The organism is Levilactobacillus acidifarinae DSM 19394 = JCM 15949 (assembly GCF_001434835.1).
GTDB classification, from domain to species: Bacteria; Bacillota; Bacilli; order Lactobacillales; family Lactobacillaceae; genus Levilactobacillus; species Levilactobacillus acidifarinae.
The window spans coordinates 34,186-53,218 of sequence record NZ_AZDV01000026.1 but is presented as its reverse complement, the minus strand read 5'-3'; the positions used below and the strand labels follow the sequence as shown (position 1 = coordinate 53,218).

At 49.4% G+C, this 19,033-nt stretch carries 19 protein-coding genes and 1 CRISPR repeat array; all 19 genes read right to left on the bottom strand.

The genetic code is table 11. The features are described from left to right. Positions 1-552, bottom strand: coding sequence for a hypothetical protein (locus tag FD25_RS07950; RefSeq protein ID WP_057803099.1), 552 nt, complete (start codon positions 550-552; stop codon positions 1-3). Then, a complete protein-coding gene (locus FD25_RS07945; RefSeq protein ID WP_057803098.1) occupies positions 515-1,378 on the bottom strand; it encodes an EAL domain-containing protein in 864 nt (287 codons plus the stop codon). The genes FD25_RS07950 and FD25_RS07945 overlap by 38 nt, the downstream gene beginning before the upstream one ends. A 322-nt stretch (positions 1,379-1,700) precedes the next feature. Further along, a CRISPR array of direct repeats spans positions 1,701-2,460; the repeat unit is 28 nt; unit sequence GTATTCCCCACACGTGTGGGGGTGATTC. Between the two features lie 305 nt (positions 2,461-2,765). Further along, positions 2,766-3,110, bottom strand: a complete 345-nt coding sequence (locus FD25_RS07940) for a hypothetical protein (RefSeq protein WP_057803097.1) — start codon at positions 3,108-3,110, stop codon at positions 2,766-2,768. A gap of 82 nt (positions 3,111-3,192) precedes the next feature. Beyond that, positions 3,193-4,014 carry a GH25 family lysozyme gene (locus FD25_RS07935; protein ID WP_371862425.1) on the bottom strand — a complete coding sequence of 274 codons (822 nt, stop codon included), beginning with the start codon at positions 4,012-4,014 and terminating at the stop codon, positions 3,193-3,195. Next, positions 3,989-4,516, bottom strand: a complete 528-nt coding sequence (locus FD25_RS07930; protein ID WP_057803096.1) for a hypothetical protein — start codon at positions 4,514-4,516, stop codon at positions 3,989-3,991. Before FD25_RS07930 ends, FD25_RS07935 begins: the two co-directional genes overlap by 26 nt. A gap of 2 nt (positions 4,517-4,518) precedes the next feature. Next, complete coding sequence (locus FD25_RS07925) at positions 4,519-4,911, bottom strand: hypothetical protein (RefSeq protein WP_057803095.1); 393 nt, start codon at positions 4,909-4,911, stop codon at positions 4,519-4,521. After that, positions 4,908-5,315, bottom strand: coding sequence for a hypothetical protein (locus FD25_RS07920; protein ID WP_225428578.1), 408 nt, complete (start codon positions 5,313-5,315; stop codon positions 4,908-4,910). Before FD25_RS07920 ends, FD25_RS07925 begins: the two co-directional genes overlap by 4 nt. A 30-nt stretch (positions 5,316-5,345) precedes the next feature. Further along, on the bottom strand, positions 5,346-5,540 hold the full coding sequence (locus FD25_RS07915; RefSeq protein WP_057803094.1) for a hypothetical protein: 195 nt from the start codon (positions 5,538-5,540) through the stop codon (positions 5,346-5,348). 2 nt (positions 5,541-5,542) lie between these two features. Beyond that, positions 5,543-5,905, bottom strand: a complete 363-nt coding sequence (locus tag FD25_RS07910; RefSeq protein WP_057803093.1) for a hypothetical protein — start codon at positions 5,903-5,905, stop codon at positions 5,543-5,545. Positions 5,906-5,921: 16 nt separating this feature from the next. Continuing rightward, a complete protein-coding gene (locus FD25_RS07905) occupies positions 5,922-8,057 on the bottom strand; it encodes a pyocin knob domain-containing protein (RefSeq protein ID WP_057803092.1) in 2,136 nt (711 codons plus the stop codon). Positions 8,058-8,068: 11 nt separating this feature from the next. Next, positions 8,069-8,302 (bottom strand): hypothetical protein, encoded by a 234-nt coding sequence (locus FD25_RS07900; RefSeq protein WP_057803091.1) that lies wholly within the window; start codon positions 8,300-8,302, stop codon positions 8,069-8,071. Between the two features lie 3 nt (positions 8,303-8,305). Further along, complete coding sequence (locus FD25_RS07895) at positions 8,306-8,536, bottom strand: hypothetical protein (protein WP_057803090.1); 231 nt, start codon at positions 8,534-8,536, stop codon at positions 8,306-8,308. Beyond that, complete coding sequence (locus tag FD25_RS07890) at positions 8,533-11,229, bottom strand: hypothetical protein (RefSeq protein WP_057803089.1); 2,697 nt, start codon at positions 11,227-11,229, stop codon at positions 8,533-8,535. Before FD25_RS07890 ends, FD25_RS07895 begins: the two co-directional genes overlap by 4 nt. A 12-nt stretch (positions 11,230-11,241) precedes the next feature. After that, entirely contained in the window at positions 11,242-11,604 is a 363-nt protein-coding gene (locus FD25_RS07885) for a DUF6711 family protein (RefSeq protein WP_057803088.1), read from the bottom strand. Positions 11,605-11,617: 13 nt separating this feature from the next. Further along, complete coding sequence (locus tag FD25_RS07880; RefSeq protein ID WP_057803087.1) at positions 11,618-17,383, bottom strand: hypothetical protein; 5,766 nt, start codon at positions 17,381-17,383, stop codon at positions 11,618-11,620. Further along, positions 17,383-17,679 carry a hypothetical protein gene (locus FD25_RS07875; protein ID WP_146999955.1) on the bottom strand — a complete coding sequence of 99 codons (297 nt, stop codon included), beginning with the start codon at positions 17,677-17,679 and terminating at the stop codon, positions 17,383-17,385. Before FD25_RS07875 ends, FD25_RS07880 begins: the two co-directional genes overlap by 1 nt. An 86-nt stretch (positions 17,680-17,765) precedes the next feature. Beyond that, complete coding sequence (locus FD25_RS07870) at positions 17,766-18,176, bottom strand: DUF6096 family protein (protein ID WP_057803085.1); 411 nt, start codon at positions 18,174-18,176, stop codon at positions 17,766-17,768. Between the two features lie 81 nt (positions 18,177-18,257). Next, positions 18,258-18,527, bottom strand: coding sequence for an Ig-like domain-containing protein (locus FD25_RS07865; protein ID WP_162256268.1), 270 nt, complete (start codon positions 18,525-18,527; stop codon positions 18,258-18,260). Beyond that, the gene (locus FD25_RS07860) at positions 18,514-19,026 is read right to left on the bottom strand and encodes a phage tail tube protein (RefSeq protein WP_057803084.1); all 513 of its coding nucleotides are present in this window, start codon (positions 19,024-19,026) and stop codon (positions 18,514-18,516) included. The genes FD25_RS07865 and FD25_RS07860 overlap by 14 nt, the downstream gene beginning before the upstream one ends. Positions 19,027-19,033 lie beyond the last annotated feature (7 nt).

Sequence of the window (19,033 nt, the reverse complement as noted above, 5' to 3'; positions counted from 1 at the left end):
TTACTCCTTGTCTAGGTCGTTCAAGTCTTGCTTGGCATACAGGTCGTGAATCTGGTCGGTATCTAGGTTTTGTTCGGGTTGGACGTGGTAGGTCCGCACGTTTTCCCGGAACTCGGCTGGGCCAAACCGCTCATCCATAAACTCGTCTAAAACGTTCTTCCGTTTGCGCTGATTGATGGGGTTAAAGGTGGGCCACTGTTCAACCAAGCGATCGCGCTTGCGATTCTGGATGATGGTCATGCTGACGGCGAAGATACTGGCCATCACGAAGGAAAACAGGAGTAAGACCCCAATAAATTTAATTTCAAAGATCCCTTCACGGTACGACCAGATGTGCCAGATGCGCGGGTCGTAGGCGCCCCAAAAGGCGGTAATGGTCACGCCACAGGGAATAATGACGGCTAACCACCCCAAGAGCGCCACAATCGTTTGCCAGATTTTGCGGCCCCAGTGGCCCTTGGCAAAGTAATCGTCGGTATACAGTTGTTGACGTTGGCGGTCCGTTTGCTCGGTATCAGTGGTGGGACGCGTCGGTTGGGTTTGTTGCGGCACGGGGGATCACTTCCTTTTCATGTTCGGCCGTCGCTTGCGGGTCAACGGGGCGGCCAAAGCGGTACCCCTGCCGTAAGCGAATGTTTAGTTGTTCGGCCAGCTGTTCGTCGGCCTGGTCTTCGATGCCCATCAAGACCAGATTGATGTGGCGGCGCTGGGAAAGCTGGTGCCAAAATTGAAGGTTTAAATCCAGCCAGACGTTGGGATCAGTCTTACGAAAGACCCGCATGGAGCACTTTAACGTATCCACTTCATCTAGTAACCACTCAATGTTACGCAGGTTGTCTAAATCGGCCCCTACGTTGTCAATGTCAAAATGCATTCCGTATTGGCGGGCTTCATGAATGCGCCGTAAGAACAGTGGCTTCTGGTACCCCTGGGTGGGCTTACGGGCGGTGTACTCCACCGCTAGCTTCATGGGTTCGATTTTCGACAACGCCCAGCGGACGAAGTAGCGAAACTCGGGACTCACGATTTGCTCATATTCGAGGTTAATGGATAACGTAATCGGCTCACTGGGTAAGGATTTAAACGTGTCTTCCAGCAGAAAGATCACCCGTTGTAAGGGAAGCGAGCCTAACTCTTGGGGGAGCCGCCAACTGCCATCGGCCTGACGTTGCCGTAAGAGGCATTCGTACCCGGTGACGCGCCCGCGATAGTCGACCTGTTTTTGGATAAAGTAGCGCAAATCAAAATCCTGATTTTCCAGATAATTGTTCGATTGCCGCCGAGAATACCAGAAATAAAAGGTGACTAATCCGGTAAAAAGGAGTGCCGCAACGATAGATACCCAAAATAAAACGTGAATCAATTGATCTAAGCTCATCAGCACACCCCCTTCTCATCCCTACTGCGGAACCAGTTTAGCCGTTATTCAATGAATTTACTCTGTATTAGACTTATTGGATAATTTATTAAGCATTAACAATTATAGTGATTAACGATTCGTTTGGGAAGGAATTTATGAGTTGATGGTGACTCGGCCCTTCGATTAGTCACTATTTGTCTTGGCCTGATTTACTATTGCAATCGTTAATTCGTGATTGGCCGCCGTTCATCTGGATTGTGCTATGATTTAAAGCAGGTAAGTTAATAAAAAATGGTAATTGCGGATTTTTTGAATGCCGACGTAACGGAATTTGTTTAGTGTATTCCCCACATGTGTGGGGGTGATTCTCAGGCCCGACAAATCAACGTACTGGTAGTTTCGTATTCCCCACATGTGTGGGGGTGATTCTAACGACGATCAATTTAAGTATAGCACAAAACCGTATTCCCCACATGTGTGGGGGTGATTCTGATTAAGCAAATTGTCAAACAGTCTTCTGAGAGTATTCCCCACATGTGTGGGGGTGATTCTACTTTTGCCATTTTTACATGCCCTTTCCTGGAGTATTCCCCACATGTGTGGGGGTGATTCCAATTTAATATTTGCTTAAACGCAAGTAAAAAAGTATTCCCCACACGTGTGGGGGTGATTCCGAACCGGTTAATAAACGGGATTGAACGGTCGCGTATTCCCCACACGTGTGGGGGTGATTCTGACCTAGAATAACCGTGCCGCCCTTGTCGGGGGTATTCCCCACACGTGTGGGGGTGATTCTATGCTACTTGCATCATTTCATTTCCTTTCCTTGTATTCCCCACACGTGTGGGGGTGATTCTATCTACGCGTTTGACACGTCGATTTCTAAACGGTATTCCCCACACGTGTGGGGGTGATTCTACCTAATTCATGGGAATCAGGAATTGCAACATGTATTCCCCACACGTGTGGGGGTGATTCCGCCAACGTACTGCAAATGCTGAGATGGAGAAAGTATTCCCCACACGTGTGGGGGTGATTCTCACAAGGGCAAACGGCTGGCCATTCTGTACAAGTATTCCCCACACGTGTGGGGGTGATTCTCCTGACGGGCCTAAGTTCCCTGCAGGGACGACGTATTCCTCACACCTGTGAGGGTAAGCTTCTACCATTACCATCAACTACAAAAAACCGTTAGGCTATAATAGTCTAACGGTTTTTATAGTTATCGTATTCTAAGCCTTCGCGCTGTCTCCTAAAAAGTAAAACCGCGCTACTTTCAAATGGCTTTAAATCAACGTTTGTTTCAAAATATTGTTCCTATTTTGTTCCTGCCGGGCTAGGCGATACATAGATACAGAAAAAAGCCCATTCATACCCCACATTAGAGAATGAACGGGCTTTTCAGTTATGCGTTACGTACCTTGGCAATAACGGCCCAAAGCACATCGTAACTAATTGCTTCCACTAATATCGTCATCGTCACCATGATGCCAAGAACCAACGCATTTTGGAATCCTTGACTCGTAATGCCTCCCAAGATTCCCCCCATAATATAAAGTATAAGAGCAACCGGTACCCACTTAAACGATAATTCAACGCCGCGCAGGGAATAGTGAATCATTAAAACGTAAATCACCAATGCAGTCTCAATGGGTGCTCCGTTGTTATACTCACCAGAATATACCAGCAGGATTAATACCATTGCTAACCAAACTGATGCCAATAGCACATTCGAAATTCTTTCTACCATAATATTTCCTTCTTTCTATTAATTGACACTATGGTAGTAAATATTTATTTTGAATAGCAACCCTAATCCCGGTGATATTATCCTACTTCAATTTTCGAACAAATTTGTTGTTACTCGTAATATACAAACCATTCGCTAATTTCAGTCTCGTAATCTTCCTGTATTTAACGACACGCTTAACATCAAAAATTTGTCCTTTTGGAAATTTATCCACCGACTTATGAAAGGCTTTGTCCCGATAGCGAGTAATTGACGTACGTGCCTTAACTTGCTTGGCAGCTTTCAGGTACGTCGCTTTCTTTGACTTGGCCTTTTGAGTAACAATCCCACTGAGCGAGCCGTCAAAGTCCAAGCTCCCATCAACATGCAGTCCTTTCCAGTTGTCCGTGTACTGCCATGCATTGGCACCATTAACTCCCGGCTGACTAACGCCATAAGCAGCTGGCCAAATGTGCTTGTCAACCAACATACCGCGATGGATACGACTACCGAACCAAGAACCGGGCCCATACACAATAACGTGTGTGTAGCCATGCTTAATCAGATACTTTAGGAAGGCGTTAACCTGGCCCGTCGGATTGTAGGCTAAGCTGGGATCTTCCACATCGATAGCAAGTACCGTTGATTTATCCAGACCAAACCTCTTCACCCATGCTAGGAAATAAGCAGCCTCCGCGCTTCCTCGTCCCTGGAAGTAGTGGTACACGCCCACCGTCTCAAAAACTTTTAGGCCTCGGGCAATCTGATTGCCTGCCTTAGCGTTCAAGTACGTTGTTCCCTCGGTCAACTTAACCATCAACGACTTAGCACCGTGGGCTCGGAGACTTTTCAAATAGGCCAACGAATCATTTTGGTAAACGGCAATATCAACGACGTTCCTAGTCATCCTGATCATTCCCTTCATCGGACACAACTTCTTCTGTAGGTGCTGGGGTCACGAGTGGCGCGTGATTATCCCCACCAGAAACCTTGTAGGCTTGATAGGCCTTTTCTACCAGGCCAGTGATTGTTTGGGCATCGAAATCGAAGCCGCGCTTCTTAAGTTCAATGTTTACGTACCGTTCAGCCTCTTTTCCCCGGTCAGTCTTAGATAAAGCCGATAAAACTGCCATCGTGGGAACCGCGATATCAGCGAGTTCATGGCCCAATTCAAGACCTTTTGAGGTGTCCACAGACGACGCATTCACCTTCTGGGATTCAGAACTACCCGCAGAAGTGTTTCTCGTGAAGCCTAGTCCAGATAAAATCAGCAAAATAATTTGGGCAATTGAATCTATCTGGTCGGATGAAATGGAAAATCCTAATCCGTTGAAAACTGCGACCACAATTGCCGCAAAGAAAAAGACGACCGATAAAATATCGACCGTCGACCGTTTGTTAAAACTCAGCTTAAATTTCTTATCCATTATTAGTTATCTCCTTTAATTGTGCCATATCGATTTCGATAGGCTGCGTTCTCCTGCTTCAATGCCGCGTTCTTCTTCCGAAGGCCGGCATTTTCTTTTGTCAGTAATGCCACTTGCTCCTGCAGACGTCCGACAATCTGGTGATGCTTATCCTGGAAATCATCGTACTCGTTTCCCATCGCGGTGTACTTGTCCTCCAGGTCAGAGTATCGGGACTGCCAGTTAGCATTCTCATCACGCACCGTCTTAAGAATGTACTGCTGCATTTTGTCCTGCTCTGTCTTCGCCTCGTTATTCTCATGTCTAGTCGACCGTCGCGTTTCGAGAATAACGGTCACTAGTGTTACAAATCCCGCAAAAATCGCCGACAGATTTGCTTTCAACCAATCATTCAATCATGTCTACCCCCTTGACTCGCCACCTTAAAAATCCAAGCGAGTGCCAGGATAGAGAAAATCCAGGTCAAATTAAAATGGTAATCAAAAAGCCCACGTAAAGTGAATACGCAGGCTAAGGCACCATAAAGTGGGGCAATCCAGGCAAGTCCAATATTTCGGATCAGACGTTGGTCCCTTAAGACACCATAAAGTAAGATGGCACCACCGATTACCAATGCTACAGCGAACCAGCTACTGGTAATAAAGACTGACCCAGTATTCTCGATACCCGTCGGTGGGGGCGGTGGGGTAACCCGGGGGTCAGCAAGGTAATTATCATTTCGAAAAATGTAAATACCAGCAATTACGCTGATGGTACCAAAACAGAAATAATCATAGTATTTGGTCAGCTTAGATTTCATATAACACACCTCTTTCCATAATCTAGTACATTACGCCATAGATTCAGTATTAGCAGAGGAGATTTTAGCCTCATTAACATCAGTTGTGGCCGACTCGTAATCTTCCCCAGTAATTGATTTAAAGTCGGCCTCAGTAATGCCATCGATTTTGCCTACCTGCCCTCGTAATTTTTCAAGCGTAATGGTTTTCCAAACTTGATAAGCCCACGTATAAATTTGTACCATTTCTAATCATCTCCTTCTGTACTTGAAGCCGTTTGCTTCAACGCCAGTGTGGTGATCGCTTGCTGTACCTGACTTAACCCAGTTGATAAGTTAGTTTGATTTTCCGCCAACTTTGTCGTAGCCGTAGTAGCTTGTACAGTTTTGTCCTGCAAACCTCTCATGGTTGATTCTAGGCTAGTCACAGTGGCAGCTGGTAGGTTTCCCGGATTAAGCAACTGCTCTCCGTCATACCGAAATTTCTTAGAGTATTTCATAAAATTTGATAGCCACCGATTAATTAGAAACACCTTTGTATATCCTTCAGTGTTTTCCGTTTTAAAATCGGTAATAAATCCATCTTCTCCATACAGAATATAAATGAACATTAAACCATTTCCCTTCCTATTTTGCGACCCGCCAACCGGCCCAGGCTGGGTTCGCACCAGAGTAAACATTGATATAGTGATTATATGAAGTATCCAAAAAATCGATATCTTTTGCACCTAATTGTCCCCATGAGCGAACTTTAACAATTGCCCACGGCTCTGACGGCGACGGAGCATTTTTAGGGTGAGAGCCACCAATAATGTATTCACCAGCAGGTAAGGTGTAAAGATCGTCATTATCTGTTAGCCCTCTTCCCCCTGCAATCAATTGCCACGGACCCCATCCTGCACCGGAAACAAAGTTTCGTACTGCGGTGTCACCAGGTTGATTAATGGCGATTTGTGTATAAGAAGCCGCTTGAGGCAAATCTAATGTGGAATAGACAATCCAACTAATATAGCTTCTTCCATTTGGAAAACTTGGACCATTAGTAACACTCTTCATAGAAAAATAGTTCCCCGGAATTAGTTCATCATTTAGATTCGCGCCATCATGAACAATTCCCATGTTTACCATAGGAGACCACTTAGTAAAATTTTTTGTTCCATTAGAGTAATTCCATGCTCTAATGAATCCCATGCCGCTATTAGTATCGTAATATTTTTGGACGCCATTAGACTTTGAATTATCCAAATTTTCAACTTCTAATTCAAACCATCCATAATATCCATCAGGGGTATTTGTGATTCCGTTGGTAGAAGCGCCTGCGCTATACAAACCATTTTCCACAACATCGTTTAAATTTGTTTTATCGGCCAGATGAGTGGTGCGATTAGCATCTTCTATTTTGTTATCTGTATACATATTGGCTGCATTACTGGCTTTAATCACATCATCATTTGTAGCATACCCGCTCAAATCTTGTGCTGGTCCTTTGGGCCCGACTAAAGTCCTCAACCACTGAGCTTCGGTACCCACATAGCCAGCGCCCGTGGCAACTTGATAAGCCGACTTACCATCGGCCCCTTGTAACCGGCCGACGTCCGTCCACTTACCGTCCGTCGACGTGTACAGTTCACCGGCCACCAGGTATCCCGTGCCGTCTGGCTGGTCAACCGGAAGATCCGCAACGGCCGCAACTGTGCCGACCAAGTTTAGTCCAGCCCCGGTCGGCCCGGTATCACCTTTTTCACCCTTGAGGCTTGCCAACCAATCAACCTCGGTACCCGTATAACCACCAGATACCGCCACTTGGTATGCTGAATCACCCGTGGCACCTTTATCCCCGGTGTCACCCTTTAAGCTTGCCAGCCACTCTTCTACGGTACCCGTGTAACCACCGGCCACAGCTACCTGGTAGGCCGAGTCACCTGTGGCTCCCTTAGCGCCGGTATCACCTTTGCCGCCTACGAAGTTCCCTAGGTCGACCCAGACACCATTGGTCCAGGAATACAGCTCAGTGCCAACAAAAAAGCACTGACCCTCTTGCGCCAGTGCCGGTAACTTATCCACTTTACCCATCATGCGGGTGTTGGCCCCGGGTTCCCCTCGGTCACCCTTATCGCCTTGTGGTCCGATAATGCTAGCAAAGTACGTGAACCCTTTGCCGTTATAAAAGAAGACCTTGCCACGGTCAGCACTGGTACCGCCAATCAAAACAAAGTCACCTTGAACAATACTCCCTTGAACATCGTCGTACGCATTCATCTCATCAATCGAGGCAAACGTCTTGGTAAACATTGGCCGATAACTCATCGTATCGTCACCACCTCCCGTTTCAATTGTCGTCCCATCTGATTTATGAAATAGCGGCACATCGGCGGGCGAAATACTTAGTGTGTAAGCCGCGGCTGTATTGATATCCAATCCAGCGAGCGTGATCACAAAAGGTCCACTGAACGTGATATACATACCGTCGGGGTATACAATTTTCCAGTCGTACACTTGCCGATTGCCACTCTTGGTGTAGATAGTATTCCACTCTGGCCCCTTGTAAATAACGCTAAACGCGAGCAAGGCCGTGTTGTTCATCCCGAGATCATAGTGTTGCGTCTCATCACCAAGATTGGTGGTCTCCAACTGCTGCGGTTGTATCCCCATTTCCGGGGTGCTCTTAACGTTGGCGACCTCGATAAAACCGATATCACCATGATTGGCGTAATACAGGCGGGTCCCACTTGAAGACAGCCCCGCCGTCGAATTTACCGTCATGCGGCATCCCCCTAATCTGTTGAATCCGTCGTGTACTTACTCCAAAAATTATCGATAAACGTCTGCAAGTCCGCCTTAACAGCATCCTTGTTGGCGGCAAACAGGTCACGGTCGACGATGGTCATCTGCAAACTGTTGTTGGCGTTGGTCGGTCCCACGCTGGCGTAAAAGTTGGCAACGACCTTATCGTTGGCGTCCTTCGACGTGGCGTTCAGCGTGAGTGATGTGTTAATTGCTAAAGCCATGGGCTAGTCCTCCTTTACAGTGGGAACAACGGTATCGTTCGACTTAGGCTTGGCCTTTAACGCATCGTTCTCTTCCTTGAGCTTCTTGTTCTCCGTCTGTAGCTGAGCGGCCAACACAGTCAGTCGTGCATTCCGCTGTAACAGTTCGGCAATTTCTCCACCGGCCGCACTGCTTACCTGGCTAATGATGATGTCCTTTTGGTCTGGTGCTGATTGCTTTTGTTCATTGTTCATTTTTGATAACCCTCCATTTTTGCGATTTCCTTTACATCGATATCTTGCTTAACTAATCGGTCATTCTCATATCCCCGCCGTTTAGCCATTACCTGCCAAACAAATGAGGCGTTCGGCTGATCAGACTGTACGACAAAATAGGCCTCGCACCGTTGCGCGACCCATACGTGGCTTGAACTATAAGACTGTAGGAAAACCTGGTACGGAATAGTAGTGTTCACAGTGTCACCAAATAAGGATTCGATAGGAATCATTACCTGGCTACTATCATCTGTTGTCGCCTCACCCATATCGCCTAAATAGCTCTCAGCCATTTCGTAAGCTGGGGTCGCGCGAACGCCATCTCGCGTAACATGAATGGCATTTTTTGAGCCGGTTACACTGAAATTACCAACAACACGAAGATCGCCACTAGTGAGCAGTTCACCATTTATGTGAGCTACCGGACCGCCACTCGTGCTAAATCCAATGTCTAAGCCTGAGTAATTTGAACCATCTGCTGAATACGATCTAAGCAAAATACTACCTAACTCTAATACGTCATTATCATCACGATTGTACGTTGAAACATTTAACCCAGATGGACTAAAATCCATGTTTGGGTGTGCTGTATAAGTTCCTCCAAAACCATCAGTAACTTCATGAGGTGTATCATTGTAAATCGTAACTCCGTTTGGAGTAATTGTAATAGCATTTTTCTCAGTAGGGTCGAGAGTTTGCTCACCAATATCACTATCTGATACAAGATTTAAATTCCATCCCGAACTCAATGTAATTGCTGGGGCTCCACCCACAACCGTTTTCCAGTTGATTCCTAGCATACCGGCATACTCTGCATCTGACGAGCTATTCTTGTAATAAATACCACCATTGTCAATTTTCATTACGCTACCTGAATTACTAAAAGACTGAATATCACCAGAATCTACATTGATTTCAAATAAACCCGTACTGTTCTGAATGCTCCCACTCTGAAATTTAACCTGTCCCGTATCGAGATTCAGGCTCAAATTTTTTCCAGACAAAGTGCCTGCCGTAATGTTACTAGCATTCATATTAATCAAGTTAATTACATCCGCGTCCAATGTCCCAGCTGTCAGCTTGCTTGCTGATAACTCTTTAATAGCGGCTCCGGGAATGAATGCATTCCCAGTAAAAGTCACATTAGGAGCATCAAGTAGAATTTCTCCCGATTGAATTAAGGTACGCCCAGCTTCCATATTAATCTGATTGATCACATCACCCGACGTCACCCGCAAATTAATATCGTTGGACAGCTGCGTAATCTTCGAGTTGTACTCATCTTCGCCGACCTTGGTCCCCGCTAGAGCATTGGCCGCGTCCGCAACGTCCCGGGCCGCCGCAATATCTTTTTGCGCGGCATCGACCTTCTTACTAATTTCATCCCCGGTAATGTCAGACGCCAGCGGAATCCATTGCCCCTTACTGTACATGTACAGCTCGGTTGCCGTCCCGTCTGGCTTGTACCACAAGTCGCCCTCGTGCGGCGTTGCTGGTTGCGTTGGCGTATTGTATGTGAACGTCCCCGTCGCGTTAAGTTGCCGAACAATGCCCTTGATGGTCTGCATCAACTGGCCGTGATAGTCCCAATTAGTCGGTGAGGTCACGGTCTCCCCAGTACTAGACACCGCACTGAGACCACCTTCAAACGTCAGTGAATAACTGTTATTCGGCACAATAAACTTGTGACCCGCCGTGTCGGCCACCGTCAACCAGTCCCCAGCTTCCACGGCCGGGTTACCAGCCCAATTAAGCGTGTACGGGTAATACTGCATCTCAGCTAAGACTGACCATATATTCTTCAAGATACTCTCAGTAACAAAATCGTTCTGCAACGTCAATTGTGTCCCGGTGGTCGCCCCGACGTGTAGCGACTTACTGGTCGTATCGTTGGCAGTAGCCTCCCCAGTTGTTTCATCCTCGGTGGTCGTATCCGTTGCCGAGTAGTTATTGGTCTCGGTCAATGGCGTTACTGTTATCCCCGCAATCGCGTAGGGATTTTCGTTTTTGGTCAGTCCATTCATCTCGTAATTGTCCGGGCCAATGGCATACTGGCTCTGGGTAAGACCACGCAAGCACAATTGGCCGCTTCGATCAAACACTACATAGCCCGGCACCAGCATCGCCAATAACCCAAGCACCACCCGATAGGTCTGCCCACTCGGGAGCGTCGTAATCGGGATATTCGGCAAGCGGTCAAAGTTGTCCTGATTAATGGGCACCCCGGCCTGGTTTGCAATATCCAGTGCCATATCGGCTAACGTCGTCGGTACGGTTACCTTCGGCACGTAGACACCTTCCAGCCAACACATCGTGTCCACCGCACTAATGGTCGTCAGCTTATTGTTTCGGTCCATCGAAATATCACCGTCGACGTAAAATACCCCCAGCGGCGCGTACTCGTACGACTTATCCGGCAGTTGAATACCAATGGCGGCCGTTACCTTATCCTTGGCCTGAATACCCTCGACCAAGTCCGAGAACGCAATTTTAAGCGAATCCTCGTAAGTCGTTCCCAGGCCCATTTGTTCCCCGGTCATGGCCGCGGAGTCATAGGTCACGGAAATTAGATCATTGGCGGTAAACTCGCGGTCGCCCACGGTTAGCTTGATTGCCAGTGTTCGCTGGGTACTAGCAAACGCGGCATTAAACGCATCCGATTGTTTTATCAAAGAATCACCTCTTTACTGTTCAACGAAATCACAACTCAGGCCCGACCATGTATACTTGTTTAGATTATCGTTCCAGCTATACGCCGGAGTGGTTCGGTCGCCCACATAAAATGTCTTGGTGACCATGCCGCCTTCTTGCGCGTCCAGGTAGGTGCACTGAAAGAACTCCCCCGTGATGGCCTGTAAAATTGTCTTACACTCTGCCACGGAGAGTGGCGGCCAGCTCAGCGTGAGCTTGACCTTCGACGTGATGCGGTCCCGCGTCATGGTGCCGTTCGCATTCCGCGTCGTTTTACCGTCAATATCTTGGTTGCCCCAAGTAAAATCCTTGGGATTGGGCATGGTGGCCCCGTTGATTGCCAAATAATAACTCACCACTTTCACTCCTTTAGAGGTTCAGCATATTCTTACCATTCTTGCGATTGACCGCGCTAATACCCTTGATGACGTGCGTCGCCAGCGTCTCATCCCCCAACTTAACGATCACTTCGACCGGCTGTTGGTCATTCGACGTTGTTGCCGTTGCACTCGGGTTACTCATCCCCATCATCACGGCATTAACGATGGCCTGTTGCATCCCAGACATACCGTCGCCGCGCATGTCCCCCGTCCCATTGGTTTCGGGCAACTGAGTGTCGGGCACCGCCATGGCTTTCGGCATGGTGATGCCGCCCGCAAAGTTAGCGTGCATGTACTGGTAGGCCTGCCCCATCAGTTTCATAGCCCGTTGCGGCTGACTGAGCGGTAGCACAACTTCGGGGGTGTTGCCCTCCGCGAGGTTGTACAGGCCTTCCTTAGACGTAAAGCCACCATCACGGAAACCATCGAATAAATGGTACAGGCTTGAGAAATCGAAGCCGCCAAACAGATCACCCATGGAAGAGCTGCCCGATGAGTTGCTCTTCTTCTGTTTCTTGGTGACCTTATCGGCGAATGCCTTCAACGCCTTCTCAATCGTGTCAACGGCCCCGCGTTCCGTCATGTCAACGCCACCTTTGGCAATGGAAAGACCGGCCCCACTCAAATTACCGAAACCAACGTAGCGCTCGGCTACCGACTTGATAACTTGAAGCGGGTTCTTAACGTCATCCCAAACGGACCCGATGATGCCGGCCACGTAACTGATGGCACTTGAAACACCCGAACTGATTGATTTACCAATCCCGCCGAGGTCGAAATCCATCTTCGGCATCTTGAAGCTTGGAATATCAATCTTGGGCATCTTAAAGTTAAAGCTTCCAATACCGCCTTTGTAATGGGGAATCGAGCGTAACGTATCGGAGGCACTCTTAATCTTGGTACCCGCCGGAAGGTTGACCATCAAGTTTCGGACGGCCGGGAAAATCCCCTGTTGCCCGTTAGGCAATTGGTAACTTTCCTGGTAAGCGCCGCCCAAACTGTCGTTGACCATCGCGGGACCCCCACGGTGACGACCACCCTGGGCGAAGTGTGGCACGCTCCAGTAGCTTAAGCCACCGGCCATGCCGCCCGCGCCGACGTGATTTAGAATCCATTTCAAACCAGTGATAACACCGTTAACCGCCTTACCGATGGTGCCGACAATCGCGTTAGCAATGGAGGCCGCGGCGCTCTTAATGGCGCCGACACCCTTCTTAAGACCGCCGGCAATCTTGCCACCAAGCGAACCAGCCCAAGAGGCAATCTTCTTGGCTGTCGGCGACTTGAAGGCTTGAATCCAGGTCCCCAACTTCGTACCAGCTTTCTTGACTAGTGACTTGGCGCCGTCGACGCCTTTGTGAATCGTACTGCCGAGTCCCTTGGACCACTTTTTGAGCGTTGATGATGCCTTCTTACGAAAACCATTCACCCAGCCGCCCAGTTTGGTCCCGGCCCTAGTTGCCAACGACTTAGCACCAGCGATTCCAGTGTGGATGACCGAGCCTAGACCCTTCGCCCATTTCTTAATGGTTGAAGAAGCTTTTTTGCGGAATCCGTTCACCCAGCCACCAATCTTAGTACCTGCGGCCGTTGCTAACTTCTTGGCACCGGAAACGCCATCGTGAACCTTGCTGCCAAGCTTACCGGCCCAGGTCTTAATCGTCTTCGAGGCCTTAGTACGGAAGCCGTTGACCCACTTGCCGACCTTTTCACCGGCTTGCTTGGCCCACTTCTTCCCGGCCTCGACCTTCTCGTTAATTCCTTTGCCGATACCTTTGGCCCAGTTAACGGCATCCTTAAGGCGCTTCTTGCCCCATTTAGTGATGGCCTTACCGGTCTTAGTGTCTTTTAGGAACCACGTGGCAATGGTGCCAACCGGATTAATAATGAACTCGGCAATCTTACCCCAGTTCTTCTTGATCCAGTTAATGGCACTGCCCAGCCACTTGGTCACCGCCTTGTAGATGTTGTTCACGAAGGTACGGAATTTCTTGTTGTGTTTGTACAGCAGCACGAAGCCCGCAACTAACGCGGCAATAGCAGCGGCCAACAATACATACGGATTGATAGCCATGACAGCATTTAAAGCACCTTGTGCCACAGCTGCGGCCTTACTCCAAATTGACCAGGACTTAAATCCTTTAACCAAATTCAGAACATTAGTGGCACCCGTTTTGAGTTTTCCCCAGCCCACACTGATCAAACCGCCAGCTGCTTTAGTACCATCTTTTAGTTTCGTCCATGGTGTTGCAGCCAAACTTTTCGCGCTGGCTGCCCCTTCCTTGAACTTACCCCAACTAAGTCCTGAGGTCATATCCTTTAGGGTGCTCCAAGCTTCTTTCAGCTTGCCTAATCCAGTAATTTTATTAAACAATTGCTGAAGTATCGGACCCTTCATTTTCATGAAGTCTAACTTCTCGTTAACCTTGGCTAACCAAGTAACACCTTCTGAAATCTTCTTGGTACCAATCTTGAAGGCAAAAAGGCTAGCCAGGATCCCAGCGAATACTCGAACTGCGTGTTGGTGCTTATCAATCCAGTTTGAGAGCCCGTCAAGTGCCTTGGTAATAAGTTGTAGCGTTCCTATACCCTTACCGCCGGTGTACCCAGCAAATGGCTTAAGAAACGCATTAAATAACGACTTTGCTAGTGGCGCTAATGCCTTTAAAACTGAGTTAACGACCTTGATTACCGCGGCTAACAGCTTAAAGAATGCGGGTAGTGCATTAGTAATCGTAAACTTGGCTAGTGGTAACAGTACATTCTTGTAGCCCCAATCCAGCGCATCCCACACTGTCTTGTTCAATCCACGAATAGACTTAAACAGCGTCTGAATCGACTGCAACAGTGGCCGAAAATCGAGCTTCTTAGCCCATTCAGCAGTCGCCCCCGCCATGTCCTTAATATCGCCAGTAACGTCCTTAACGATACCCAGAATGGTGTGGAAAATGCCTTGCCCAGTCTTACCGGACTTCCAGGCCTTATCCAGCTGACCGGCCAAGTTGCCAATCGTCTTACCAATATCGGTGATGACTTTCAGAATGTTATTGAAAATCTTCGTGCCGTAATCGGCCTGTTCCCACGCTCGCTTAAATGAAACCACAAGCGTATCAGCAAACTTAACGATTTTGTCAAAGGCCTTCAGCCAAGCACTAAATAGCTTGGTCCCGGTGTCGCCCTCGGTCCACGCTTTACGGAACGAGTTGGCTAGGCCACTGACCAGCTTGGCAATATCCGTGAAGAGTTTGAGCAGATGGGCCGCGATACGTTCCCCGGTCCCATCGTTCCAGGCTTCACGGAATGATTTACCAATTTCAATCAGTACCTTAAGCACGGAATCCAGCGCATTCAGAATGGCCCGAATCATCTTAGTACCCGCGCCGTGGTCCTCCCAAGCCTCAGCAAACGCCTTCGCGATATCACCGATGATCAGGAGGACTTGTTTCAGCAGACGCAAGATATCCGTGATTAGGCGAACCCCCGTCTTGCTATCCCAGACCTTGATGAAGGAACGGCCAATATCACCAAGCAAGCGTTCGATCTCTTTGAGTGCGTACTTGAACGCATCAATGACGCCCTTGCCTTCCTTGGCCCAGGCCTCCTTCATCGGCTTGAACAGCTCACCCAGAATCTTCTTGAACTCCTTAGCGGCTGCAATAGCACCACCATAGGCCGCCATGGGTTGCCCAAAGGCGTTGTCCACGTCGTCCGGCATGTTGGCCGCGTCACTCGTTGGCTCTGTGGCCTCCGCAGTCGGCGCCGCCTTGGTCTGCTCTGGCGTGAACGTCTTCGTCTTTTCTAAATCCAAATCAGACGTCGATTTCGTCGGGGTCGCCTTAAAGGTCTTGAGAGCTTCCTTTTTAGCGGTCTTCGGCGTGTAGTCGGGAATATCCTTGCTGACGTCCAACGTATTGATCTCATCGAATCCCATTAAGGAGTTCTTGTATTCCTGATACTTCTTCTTCAGGTCTGCAATCTGCTTCTTCTGCGCGTCGTTCTGTTTCTTGACCGCGGCCGCAGCAGCGGCATTCGATTGTTTAATCTTCTCGTTCTCCGCCTGGACGGCGGCCCGACGCTTAGCGTTAGCCTCACGAATCTGCGCATTTTCTTGTTGCAACGCCTTTCGCTTGGCATCGTTACGGGCCTTTATCTGCGCGTTCTCTGCCTGGACGGCCTTACGACCAGCAGCGTTTCGGGCCTGAATTGCGGCGTTCTCTTTCTGCACTGCCGCCTGCATGGCCTTGTTGTGGGCCTGGATAGCGGCGTTGTGTTGTTGAATCGCCTTGGTGGCCTGACTGGTGGCGGTGGAGGACGCCCCCATTGCCTTTGTCTGTTTGTGCAGACCGGCCGCACCAGCGCGGGCCGTTGCGTTGCTCATCCCAAACAGAGCAGCACTGAAATTAGCTAGCCAGCCCGTGGCCTTAGCCAGCATCTGCATGAACTCATTGAGCCATGGCATGATGGTCGAGTACAGCGGATAGAAAGCGGTCATCAGGTTAGCCTTAATCTGTGCCAGGCTGGCCGCAAACTGGCGGTTCGTCTTGGCGGCGTTAAGTAACCCCTGACTGAACTTCGTGATAGCTTCAAAGCCAACGCCCCATACCAGAAACTGTGCGGGCAGTGACCGCATGCCTTCCTTAAGTTCGGAAAGTGACGACCGAGCCTTCTTGGTTCCCCGGCTAAACTTGTTCATAGAACTAGCGCCGCGGGTGCCAATCTGGCCGATGGGCCCGAGCAACTTACGAGCCTGGCTGCCCATAGAGCGGAGACCAGCCGTGACCCGTGAGATACCTGTAACCCTGCCGAGTGTCGTCATTAAGGTTCGCATCCGGCCCGTTACTGAGCTAATCCGACTGGATAACTCCGAGAATGACTGACGCAGTGTGCGCGTCTTAGCGGACTGCTCGCCCAGTTCAGTGTCAACGTGGGCGGTGGACGACTTTAACGCCTTCTCGCGGTCAGCCAAACGGCCGTATTGATCTCCCAGTGCATCACTGGTATCAATGGCCCTTTGCATCTTGGCCTTAAGCTTAGAGATTTCATCCCCAATACGACGAGACGCGTCGGTCGCAATCGTGGCCTCGGAGTTGAACCCCTTGGACATGTCGTACTTCATGGCGTCCTTCTCGGCTACCTCTAGGCCTTTAATCTTCCGGCGCATGCTCTCGATGTTACCTTCGTTCTCGTCCATCTTGTGAGCGATACGGTCCATCGCGCCTGGAATCGCGGCCATCTCTGACTTAAGTTGACCGGCTAATTGTCGAGCTTGCGTCTGGAAGCGGTGCATCCGGGCTTCGGCACTGGCCGCCTGTTCGTTAATCCGGGACGCCTGCTTCGGGTCCCCAGCGGACAGCGCGGAACTGCCCAGGCTCTTAAGATTCATCATGCGCTCTTGCGCGGCCCGGGCCTGTTCCATCTTGGAATCGATCTCAGACATCATCGCGTCGACCGATTTTACAGTGGTCGTTTTCATTCGGCCAACGTTCCCCGCCATAGTCTTGGCGGCCGTACCGGACCCACTATCGATAATTTCCTTGAACTGGTTCATGGCACTGGACATCTTCTCGTTGAGTCCCTTAACCTGCTCGGCAATTTTATCGATACCTTTATCTACGCTCATTGAATCGCTGGCCTTGTCAGACTCGCCCTTTAGCTTGCCGACAATCCCAGAAAACTTCTCCTGTAGCTCGTCCAATTTTGGTTGAATGTTCGCGGTGTTGATATCGAATAACACTTGCAGTGTTTCCAAATCCATTAGCTCTCACCTCCTTGTTTAGCATTGCGGGCCGCGCGAATCGCTTCGGCCTGCTTCATAAATTCGAGACGGTCCTGCTGCCACTCAGGAACTGCTTCCTTCGGCTGGGCCTCAGTTGGGTCATCGTAGTTCAGGAAACCATACATCTTCTGGATGCTCGGCATCTTGTTAGGTTCATTCATCGCAAAGGCAATCAACTCAGATAGTTTGTGGTCCATGATGCCGCGTTCTCGCAGAGCGTCCATATGCCGTAGACGATTGGCCTCAACTTGAATCACAACTTCTTTGAGCGTCATGTCCCAGTAATCATCGGCGCCCACTCCGGCCCGGACCGCTAGCGGATACATGGCCGTCAACATCTCTGTGACGGTATTGTAGGTCTCTACAGGCTGTTCTCGTCCTGGTCCATCGGTTCCGCGTCCAGGGTAATCTCTTCCGCTTCCACCTTCTTGGCCTTGGAAGTACCCTTGCTGTTGAAAAAACCTGCATCATTGAAGAGGTCGCTTAATGCCAGGAACAGATCCATTGGTGAGTTGCCGTCATCCAAGTATTCTTGGAAAGCCTTGACCATTTCACTATCCTTGACGCCATGCTTTTGATTGGCCCCCTTAAGGACGATCATGATTTCGTTAACTGGGGGGAGTTTCATTCCACCGTCCGCATTCATGAATAGAGACATCGCAGACTTCCCTAACCGCTTTTCAATATTCACCAATGCCTTGCCATCCAGCTTCAAACTCAGGTTTAAGCTACCAAATTGAAACGGGGTTCCCATGCTTGCTACTTTTGCCATAAATATTTTCCTCCAAATTAAAAAGCCGCCCCAGCCAATGCCAGAACTGTGCATTTCATAGGCGACTAAAGTTCTATTCTGCTAAGCGGCGGCCGTTACGGTTACCGCAGTTGTTGCTGTCTTACCACCCGCCGTAGCGGTGACCGTGGCAATACCATCCTTCACACCAGTAATAGTCCCGTCAGCCGTGACTGTGGCAATCGTGTCATCATCGACGCTGTACGTCACCGTCTTGTCGGTCGCATCAGCGGGTGTCACCGTGGCGGTCACCTTAACGGTCTTGCCAGCTTCAACGGATACCGTTGTTGGGTCCAGCGTTACGCCGGTAACCTCAACCTTAGTTGGTGCCACTACTCGCCGCACCAGCCGCGGGTGAATCCCCGAAGTCGGGCCCGTCGGAAACAACCACGGTAATGGTGTAGGTAATCCCACCGTTGACAGCCGCTTCACCCATTTGAATGGAGAAGGACCCGGTAAAGGTTACTTGCATGCCATCAGCGTAGGTGACCCGCCAATTGTATTGCTTCCGGTCCCCAGACTTGCCATGAATAACGTTCCAGGATGGCCCCTTGTATTGCACGGAGAATGCCAGGGAACTTGCGGCATCAATCCCGGCAATTTGCTTGACCCGGGTATCTGATAACGTGGTCACGTCGATATCTTGTGGCGCCCCACCTAAAGCAGGTACCGTCTTGATGTCGGCAACTTCCTTGTAGTCCGTCGTGCCTGGTTCAGCGTATTCCAGCTTAGTCCCGGTAGCGGCCAGTCCTTTAGCAGAGTCAACAGTAGCCGTTGGTGTGTCGGCGAACCGTTGCAGGTTCAACCGGTCAGAATCTAATTCTAAACGCATATTTTTC

Excerpts from the sequence above, each read along its gene's own strand:
- FD25_RS07880 (WP_057803087.1), bottom strand. The coding sequence starts at position 17,383 with ATGGATTTGGAAACACTGCAAGTGTTATTCGATATCAACACCGCGAAC.
- FD25_RS07870 (WP_057803085.1), bottom strand. The coding sequence starts at position 18,176 with ATGGCAAAAGTAGCAAGCATGGGAACCCCGTTTCAATTTGGTAGCTTA.
- FD25_RS07940 (WP_057803097.1), bottom strand. The coding sequence starts at position 3,110 with ATGGTAGAAAGAATTTCGAATGTGCTATTGGCATCAGTTTGGTTAGCA.
- FD25_RS07895 (WP_057803090.1), bottom strand. The coding sequence starts at position 8,536 with ATGAACAATGAACAAAAGCAATCAGCACCAGACCAAAAGGACATCATC.
- FD25_RS07905 (WP_057803092.1), bottom strand. The coding sequence starts at position 8,057 with ATGACGGTAAATTCGACGGCGGGGCTGTCTTCAAGTGGGACCCGCCTG.
- FD25_RS07930 (WP_057803096.1), bottom strand. The coding sequence starts at position 4,516 with ATGGATAAGAAATTTAAGCTGAGTTTTAACAAACGGTCGACGGTCGAT.
- FD25_RS07875 (WP_146999955.1), bottom strand. The coding sequence starts at position 17,679 with ATGACGCTCAAAGAAGTTGTGATTCAAGTTGAGGCCAATCGTCTACGG.
- FD25_RS07910 (WP_057803093.1), bottom strand. The coding sequence starts at position 5,905 with ATGTTCATTTATATTCTGTATGGAGAAGATGGATTTATTACCGATTTT.
- FD25_RS07915 (WP_057803094.1), bottom strand. The coding sequence starts at position 5,540 with ATGGTACAAATTTATACGTGGGCTTATCAAGTTTGGAAAACCATTACG.
- FD25_RS07935 (WP_371862425.1), bottom strand. The coding sequence starts at position 4,014 with ATGAAGGGAATGATCAGGATGACTAGGAACGTCGTTGATATTGCCGTT.
- FD25_RS07945 (WP_057803098.1), bottom strand. The coding sequence starts at position 1,378 with ATGAGCTTAGATCAATTGATTCACGTTTTATTTTGGGTATCTATCGTT.
- FD25_RS07920 (WP_225428578.1), bottom strand. The coding sequence starts at position 5,315 with ATGAAATCTAAGCTGACCAAATACTATGATTATTTCTGTTTTGGTACC.
- FD25_RS07900 (WP_057803091.1), bottom strand. The coding sequence starts at position 8,302 with ATGGCTTTAGCAATTAACACATCACTCACGCTGAACGCCACGTCGAAG.
- FD25_RS07860 (WP_057803084.1), bottom strand. The coding sequence starts at position 19,026 with ATGCGTTTAGAATTAGATTCTGACCGGTTGAACCTGCAACGGTTCGCC.